Annotated in this window: 7 protein-coding genes; all 7 read right to left on the bottom strand. The window is 30.3% G+C overall.

Annotation, left to right across the window (positions count from 1 at the left end; genetic code table 11):
* Positions 1–235 precede the first annotated feature (235 nt).
* From JCM10991_RS13825 to JCM10991_RS10665, 7 genes are read right to left on the bottom strand one after another with little or no spacing between them, the layout of a single operon-like run.
* Complete coding sequence (locus JCM10991_RS13825) at positions 236–1,231, bottom strand: glycosyltransferase (RefSeq protein WP_225349966.1); 996 nt, start codon at positions 1,229–1,231, stop codon at positions 236–238.
* Between the two features lie 56 nt (positions 1,232–1,287).
* Entirely contained in the window at positions 1,288–2,421 is a 1,134-nt protein-coding gene (locus tag JCM10991_RS13820) for a hypothetical protein (protein WP_162149526.1), read from the bottom strand.
* Positions 2,415–3,398, bottom strand: a complete 984-nt coding sequence (locus JCM10991_RS10685) for a glycosyltransferase family 2 protein (protein WP_025021475.1) — start codon at positions 3,396–3,398, stop codon at positions 2,415–2,417. The genes JCM10991_RS13820 and JCM10991_RS10685 overlap by 7 nt, the downstream gene beginning before the upstream one ends.
* The gene (locus tag JCM10991_RS10680; protein WP_025021474.1) at positions 3,399–4,826 is read right to left on the bottom strand and encodes an oligosaccharide flippase family protein; all 1,428 of its coding nucleotides are present in this window, start codon (positions 4,824–4,826) and stop codon (positions 3,399–3,401) included.
* A 3-nt stretch (positions 4,827–4,829) separates the two neighbouring features.
* Positions 4,830–5,945: a UDP-galactopyranose mutase gene (glf, locus tag JCM10991_RS10675; RefSeq protein WP_025021473.1), complete on the bottom strand. Its 1,116-nt coding sequence runs from the start codon at positions 5,943–5,945 to the stop codon at positions 4,830–4,832.
* A 33-nt stretch (positions 5,946–5,978) separates the two neighbouring features.
* Positions 5,979–7,136, bottom strand: coding sequence for a glycoside hydrolase family protein (locus JCM10991_RS10670; RefSeq protein WP_025021472.1), 1,158 nt, complete (start codon positions 7,134–7,136; stop codon positions 5,979–5,981).
* A 46-nt stretch (positions 7,137–7,182) separates the two neighbouring features.
* Positions 7,183–7,965, bottom strand: coding sequence for a glycosyltransferase (locus JCM10991_RS10665; RefSeq protein WP_023860057.1), 783 nt, complete (start codon positions 7,963–7,965; stop codon positions 7,183–7,185).
* Positions 7,966–8,102 lie beyond the last annotated feature (137 nt).

Genomic DNA, 8,102 nt, shown 5'->3' with positions numbered 1-8,102 from the left:
CTAAGTGGATTTCTTCCATCGCTTCTTTTTACGTCCTGTTATGGTGTTCTTACGCTTGAATTTTAAAAGCCTTAAGAGATTATGTTTTCGAAAACATTAATTTCTTAAGACTTTTATCGTTACTATTTCTTAAAATTTATCAAAAGCTAGCTATTTTCTAATATCTGAAACCATATTTTCTCTCCGCTACTAATATCAACATGTTTTGTAAAATTAATATAAATTTATTAAACTCTTATATTTTTTGTATAGCTAGTGATGTAAAATATCCATCACGTAACTTTTGGGCTAATTTTACCGAATTTTCTTTTAACACACGGTATTCTTCATCTGAAATTTTGTCTAGTGTATCATCTAAATCATCTAAATTCGAAATAACAACCCCAACATTATTTTCTTTAATAAAGTCTGCCATGGCAGCTTTTTCCCAAATAAGTACCGGAATACCTGTACTTAAATATAATGATGTTTTGTGAGGATTATTAAATAGTAAATATTTTCCAAAAGTTCCTTCACATTTTCTTGTACTTGGTCCATCCCAAATTAATCCAAAATTTTGTTTTAGATGTTGCGGTAATTCTTCCGGCGAATACTGACCTCGATATTTTAAGCAATCATTATATTTCTTAAACATATTTGGCCCAAAAACATCAATCCTAGTCTTAATATCTACTTTAGATAAAAATTCTGATTTAATGAGATTCCCTGCAAAGCATACTGATTTGTTATATTCAATATTTCTTTGAATTGGTTGAGGATTATCATAATCAAAAATTTTTAATTCTATCATTGATGCACTGCATCCATGTTCCAATAACCATTCTTTCATTTTTTTATTATGAACAATTAGCTTATCTGCCCTGTTAAACCAATTAATTTCTTTATTAATGGTTTCTAAATTTGTAGACTGTAATGATTGAATATCATGAATCCATATTACCAGTTTTTTTACTTTATTTTTCCTTAGACTATCTATCAATTGTTCCATTATCATGTCAGATGAAATCGGATGTTGAATGATAGCGTTATCTATTTTTTCCCCTCTTATCATTCTAGGTAATACTAACTTGGTATAAATAATCCTTCTTAATTTTGGTATATATGGATTAACTTCAAAAGAATAATAATTCTTCTTTTGTAAAAAATTTATAATATCTTCTTTAGCCTTTAATCCACCTATATTTTTACTTCTATCCATTGAAGTAATCACCCAATTATTACTCAATTTCACTGTCACTTCCTTCCTCAAAAAAATTCGTATTAGCAAAAAATGCGATGAAAATAATATTAAAAAGAAATTTCTATGAGATGTTGATCAATCAATGAACTTAACAATACAAATAATAGCATAATTTCCAATGAATACATTTTTTTATTTATAAAATTGCTAGATAATGATAGTAAGAATATTAAAACTATTATGAATATAACAAAGCCATTCATCATTAATATCCTTAAATAACTGGAGTCAATATAAAAATATTCAAAATATCCTTTATGAATACCCCCATTACCATTTTGAACTACCTCTTGACCAAATAATGTCACATTGTATTTTGTAAAAGCTGCATGTCCAAATTCAAGTCTTCTAGTCAATATCTTATTTATAATAACTAATAAGATATTAGTCTTGTCATATAAATATGTCAATCCAATTATTCCCAGTATAGATAGAACGGTAAGGATATTAATTACCTTTGCCTTCATTACAATTAATGCCTTAGTTATATACTTCTTAAACAATGCTACCATAATTATTAATAGCATTAGAAGTGTATCTAACTTAGTATCCGTTACAATGTAAACGAATGCTACCATACTTATGGCTATTATATACTCTGAAAAAAGTAACTTAAACTTTCGAAAAGTAACATAAGTAAGTAATAGGTAGAATATTCTTGCCGCAAAATCTGTTGTATAAACAAATCCAAGAGCATATCTAATAGCAGTTGCCCCATCTCTACTATTAGTTAACCCTATTATTATACCTAATTTTGCAGAAACAATTACTACCACAGTTCCTACTGAAATAATACCTATAAATAGCCTAAGTATTCTTCTAAAATCTACACCTCGCGCTGCCACTACCAATACGTAATAGTAAAATAAATCCATCACCTCTGCATTTAAGGAACATACCCACAAAAATAACCCTAGGATACTTATTAGTAATACCTCTTTTTTATCATCATATATATCAAAGAAAAATATTTTAATAACAGCTATTAAAACACCGACAAGTTGTCCAATACGTATGATATTACTTGGTACAAGCACTATGTACATAGTGCCTGCTAAAAAATTAAATGCTACATATACTCCAAACGCCAACAAATATACTTGCTCTTTTAATTTACTATTTAAAGATAGAGCTCTTCGTTTTTTCACAAGGCTATCTATCATAGCTTTCAATCCTAACACATCTTTTCTATTAGTTTACTAATCCTTAATGACAATAGTACATCCCATACTTTACCTTTAACTTGCGTACGTTCCCTATAATCATGGTACCTATACAATTTAAATAGTCTAAATACACTAGGATTTTGATAAAACACCATTCGTGCTTTTAAATAACCTCGAACATATGTCAGTTGTAAAGTTGAAGGTATTATACTTTTTTCCATATTAGACAACGCTCTCAATCTTTCTTGAAATTCATCCGCTCTTTCATTCTGATTAAAAAAGCGTATTGATGCTTTCAATCCTTTCCCTGTGGCAGACCCTAAAGTATTATTATTATGCATTCTATACATTGTCAATTCTTGATTTAAGAATGCACATCCGCCCCCAATTGAAGCAAGAATATTTAAGTACCAATCATGTGGCATATCTCCCACATAATTTTTTAAAAAAATTTCTTTTAATTCCTTAGTTATAGCCATTGTACACCCAGGAGAAATATTACTTATAAGCAAACTCTCAACACTATAATAACTTAATTTATCAATTTTCTTCATTGAATGAAGAAAATTTGCATTATACGAATTTTTACCTAATTTTACTTTTATTTCTTCAGAGTTACTATTAATTAAACAGACACCACTATTTAAAGCTTTTATATTCTTATTCAGTCTCATTGCATCTGACATTAACTCTATTTTTCTTTCATTCCACTCATCATCTTGGTCTGAGAAAAATATAATATCTCCCTTGGCATCTAGAAGCAAATTTTTAAAATTTTTTCTATATCCTTCATTTTGCTTATTGACCGATAACTTCCAATTATCTAAATTATTCTTCTTTATAAAATTATAAATTACTTGGACAGTTTTATCTTCAGAACAGTCATCATGTATAATTACTTCACTAGGTTTTACCGTTTGCATCAATATAGACTGAAGTTGTTTTTCAACATACTTTTCTCCGTTATAGGTAGCCATCACTATAGAAATCATCTATTTCTCCATCCTTTTCATGACAATCTTTGTAATATCATCTAAAATTGTGGGTTTCAATATTAATAGTATTACCACATATATCACTATGCCTAAAAAAACTTCTACAAATATTGATAAGATACTTGTATGCAGCATAATATTTAAATAAAATACCGGTAAAAACATTAATATACCTGCTAAAAAATATTTAGGCACATTTATAAAAAGTTTTTTTAAGTTTAATTTATTTCTTACACAATATAGTTGATAACAAGTTACAGCTAGTTCAGATAATACAGTTGAAATCATCGCCCCATTTAATCCTAAAATCATAATCAATGGAATATTTAAAACAATATTTACAATAGCTCCCATTACAACAGAGGTTGTATAATATCTAACATTGTTAGTAGGTAACAAATATTGATTACCTATAACATTACTCCATGCTATTAATAAAATAATTGGTGATTCAATCATCATAACAACACCTACAGGATCGTAACCCGGTCCATAAAAATATGGCCCAAAATGCAATGATACTCCTGTAATCCCAAACATCATTGCAATAGCTAAGCACGAAACATAGTCAAAAGATTTTTCAACTAAGATATTAACCTTACCCGTTTCCCCTTTAGAAAATGCACTAGCAACATGTGGCAACATCACTGTTCCAGTTGCTGTAATAAGTGATAACACCATTTTAATTAGTGTGTCCGAGTAATTGTAGTAACTTGATGATGTTTCACTAACCATCGCACCTAACATTGTCTTATTTAATTGTGCATATATTTGAATAGCTACTTGTGGAGCAAAAAATGATATGGTTGGTAAAATATGTCTCAGTGGTTTTAATTCTTTAAGATTCACTCTAACTAAAATTTCCTTTAAGTATGGCCAAAACGTTAGATTACCCACTAACGTTCCAAGAGACAGTATTAAAATGTATTTATTTAAATCTGATGGTTGTTTTATAAAAATAAAAATAAAGCAAACAGTTACTACCTTAACTAATGTATTTCTAATAACTATTTTTTTAAAATCTTCTAACCCCATAAATAGCCATGATATATCAAAGAAAACTGCTACTATATATATGGATTGAAGCCACATGTACGTAACATTACTTGAATAGAATCGCATAAAAAAAATGAAAAAGATATATGACGCTAATACTGCTAGAAATTCTACAACAATAATTTCATAAAAAATTTTGCTTACTTCTTTTTTACTATTTTGTACGTATGCGATTTGTCTATTACCATATAGTGATATACCTAATCCTGCAAACAAAACGAAATACTGAATTATCGAATACGTGTACGTGTTCACACCAGTTTTATATGGGCCCAAAACACGACTTATATAAGGTGATGTAATAAGTGGAAGAACTAAAGCTAAAACCTGATAGCCTGCATTATATAAATAATTACGAATTACCTTCATAGTTTAACCTTTAAATTCTTCTCTAACTATTTCTAAAGCCGCTGCAATTACTTGATCCATATTGTAGTATTTGTATTGACCTAAACGACCACCAAAAATGACGTTGCTTGCATTCTTGGCTGCATATGCTTTATAAGCTTGGTACATTTCATTGTTACGTTCATTGTTCACTGGATAATATGGTTCATCACCACGTTGCCAATCAGCTGGATATTCACGGGTAATAACCGTTTTACCTTTTTCACCTTTACCATATTCAAAGTGCTTGTGTTCGATAATCCGTGTGTAAGGTGTTTCGGCATCCGTGTAATTAACTACGGCATTCCCTTGATAGTTATCTTCGTCAAGAATTTCTGTTTCAAAACGTAAGGAGCGATATTCTAATTCACCTAATTCGTAGTTAAAGAATTGGTCAATCATCCCAGTAAAGACCACCTTATCAAATTCAGCCAGGTATTGGTCCTTCTTATCAAAGAAGTCAACACCTGTTTCAACCGTAATATTTTCGTGGCCCAACATTTTTTCAACGATTTGGGTGTACCCTCCCATTGGAATTCCTTGGTAAAGATCGTTGAAGTAGTTATTATCATAAGTTAATCGAACTGGTAAACGCTTTATAATAAAGGATGGTAATTCAGTCGCTTTCCGTCCCCATTGTTTTTCAGTGTAGCCCTTAATTAACTTTTCGTAAATATCTGTTCCAATTAAGGAGATGGCTTGTTCTTCCAAGTTTTCAGGTTCTTTACCATCTAAAACCGCCTTTTGTTCTTCAATTTTTGCCATCGCTTCTTGTGGTGTAACAACGCCCCAAAGCTTATTGAAAGTGTTCATGTTAAATGGTAAATTGTATATTTCACCATTGTAATTGGCCACTGGAGCATTCGTATAACGATTAAATTCTGCAAATTGTTGGACATAGTCCCACACTTCTTTATTGGAAGTGTGAAAAATGTGGGCCCCAAATTGGTGAACCTGAATGCCATGTACTTCCTTGGTATAGATGTTACCTGCAATATGATTACGCTTTTCGATTACTTTTACTTGATGACCTCGCTTGGCCGCTTCGTATGCAAAGGTTGCTCCAAAAAGCCCTGCACCTACTATTAAATAATTTGTCATTATAGTTCTCTCCTTTTCTATAAATCAAAGTAATTACTTTTGTTTATATATACCAAAATGCCTAACAACAAAAGGTGCTTTTATTTGGTGTGGTGAAGTCCATTTCAAACCACTAACATTATTCGATTCGATGTAGTGTATCCCTTTAAAAACTGTTGTTCCTTTAGAATTAACCATGTAGGTATCATAATATAATCTTATTTTACCATTTTCTATAACAGCTTCGGGAGCTTCTACAGATTTATTACCATTATCAATAGACAGCTCCTTTGACTTATAAGGACCTTCAAGTTTTTTAGATACAGACATCATAATTTTTTCAGTATTATAGCTCTTATAAAACATAATGTATCTGCCATGATAGTAAGTAATATTTGCATCAATATTATTACCAGAAAAGTCACCTTGTATTCTTCTCCAGTTATTAGCTATCTTACCCGTCCTTACATCAATATCAGATATATAGTTAGCCATATCATTGTCTTGACGGGACCAACCTGACATAACTACCTTATAGTTACCATACTTATCTTTTACAAATTCTGGCGCCCACTCATATTTATTAGTAAAATATTCTGAGTGCGCCCATGGCACCCGTTCCCAATTTTTAAAGTCTTTAGTTCTTATTAAGCCTTTCGTATAAATAATATACCAAAAATTACCGATTTTAGTTATATGTGGGTCCCTAATATTAATTTTAGGATAACTAATATGAAGAAATTTCCAATCCTTTCCATCATCAGAATAAATAATACGTAAACTATCTTTACCCGTTTTCTTTCCGTGATACGTTCTAGATAAGTTATAAGGATCTGCTTGCCAACCATTCTTAATCGGAACTGTCATAGGTTGAAAGGTAGTAGCTATATACTTAGCTCTATTTAAATTATCCATTTCATCGTCAAAATTTTTTGCTTTAAATTTCAAAGTCACATATTGATGCTTATCATTAAAAAATACGTTATGTCTTACTAACTTGTACCCTGGAACCGAATCATTTAATGTATTTGCAAAAAGAGGCAACCATGGTTTAGAAGTATATGTTATAGGTTTTATAAGTAATTTTGTGCCATTTTCATCGACAAAATTTACTGTTATTTTAGAATTTTTTTCTCCACAAATCCACAAGATGCTACCTATCACCATACATATTAGAACTGTAATAATTAAATATAGAATTTTTTTCTTCACGTTTAAATCTTTTAACCTCTCAATCCACATATTTAATTTTTGTTATTTAACGTCCAAGTAGAAATTTTATATACATTTTAAAAAGATAGAATAAAATATATATTTGTGCATAAATCCCCCGTGTTCTCCACCTTTTTACTGTTGTATTTATCGTATTTGTATATTTCCGATACTCTCTAACTAACTTCCTTACTTGGAGTGTATATCTGTAATCCTCTGACTTTCCATCAGATGTATGCCATATATCTTTTATCGGTATAACAAAATTTTTAAACCCTGCGTTGGAAGCTATTAAACACTGTTCAACAGCGTATAAGTGCCATCCTTCTTTAGAAGGAAAAGGATGTTCCTCCCAAAATTTTTTTGACATTATGAATAGCGCCTCATCAACGGTTTGAACTTCTACGGGGGCATTTATTTTAGTAGAATTGGGAACCGAAATTTTATTCTTTCCATGTACTATATTAGTAACAATTATTCTGTCGCCCCCCACAAGCTCTTTAGGACTGCCAGCAATTCCCACAACTCCAAATTTTTTTAAAGATGATAACTGAAATATAATATCAGATAATGCAGTAGTTGCTGTAAAACGAATATCTGGATGTAAAAATATCAAAATGTCTCCCGTACTTTTTGCAGCAGCAGTATTATAGGCTTGTCTTGCTGACGAATACTGCTTCTTATCATTCCAAATTGTAATCAACTCATAATTAACATTAACCTGAGTTTTAAGATTATTTATAAATTCTAAATATATATCTTTCTTATTAGCAATCGTTATTAATGTAACCTTATTCATTTCCATTTTATGGTTTAAACCTTCCTGCATTTATAATACTCTTTTTACCATGACTTTCTAAATTTTACTCACTCATCTTAAAGCATTAAATTAACCATCATTTGCATGATAGATGTAGTAGTTTTAAAATTATGAAGCCTCAAATTCTATATGAAAATAATAGTTTC

The sequence above is a fragment of the Ligilactobacillus equi DSM 15833 = JCM 10991 genome (assembly GCF_000615765.1).
Classification (GTDB): domain Bacteria; phylum Bacillota; class Bacilli; order Lactobacillales; family Lactobacillaceae; genus Ligilactobacillus; species Ligilactobacillus equi.
Note: the sequence above shows the minus strand (reverse complement) of the source record. Positions and strands in the feature narration are given on the sequence as shown.

What these genes read in the sequence shown, in the direction of transcription:
- JCM10991_RS10685 (WP_025021475.1), bottom strand. Translation starts at nt 3,398, where the DNA reads ATGATTTCTATAGTGATGGCTACCTATAACGGAGAAAAGTATGTTGAA.
- JCM10991_RS10680 (WP_025021474.1), bottom strand. Translation starts at nt 4,826, where the DNA reads ATGAAGGTAATTCGTAATTATTTATATAATGCAGGCTATCAGGTTTTA.
- glf (WP_025021473.1), bottom strand. Translation starts at nt 5,945, where the DNA reads ATGACAAATTATTTAATAGTAGGTGCAGGGCTTTTTGGAGCAACCTTT.
- JCM10991_RS10665 (WP_023860057.1), bottom strand. Translation starts at nt 7,965, where the DNA reads ATGCAGGAAGGTTTAAACCATAAAATGGAAATGAATAAGGTTACATTA.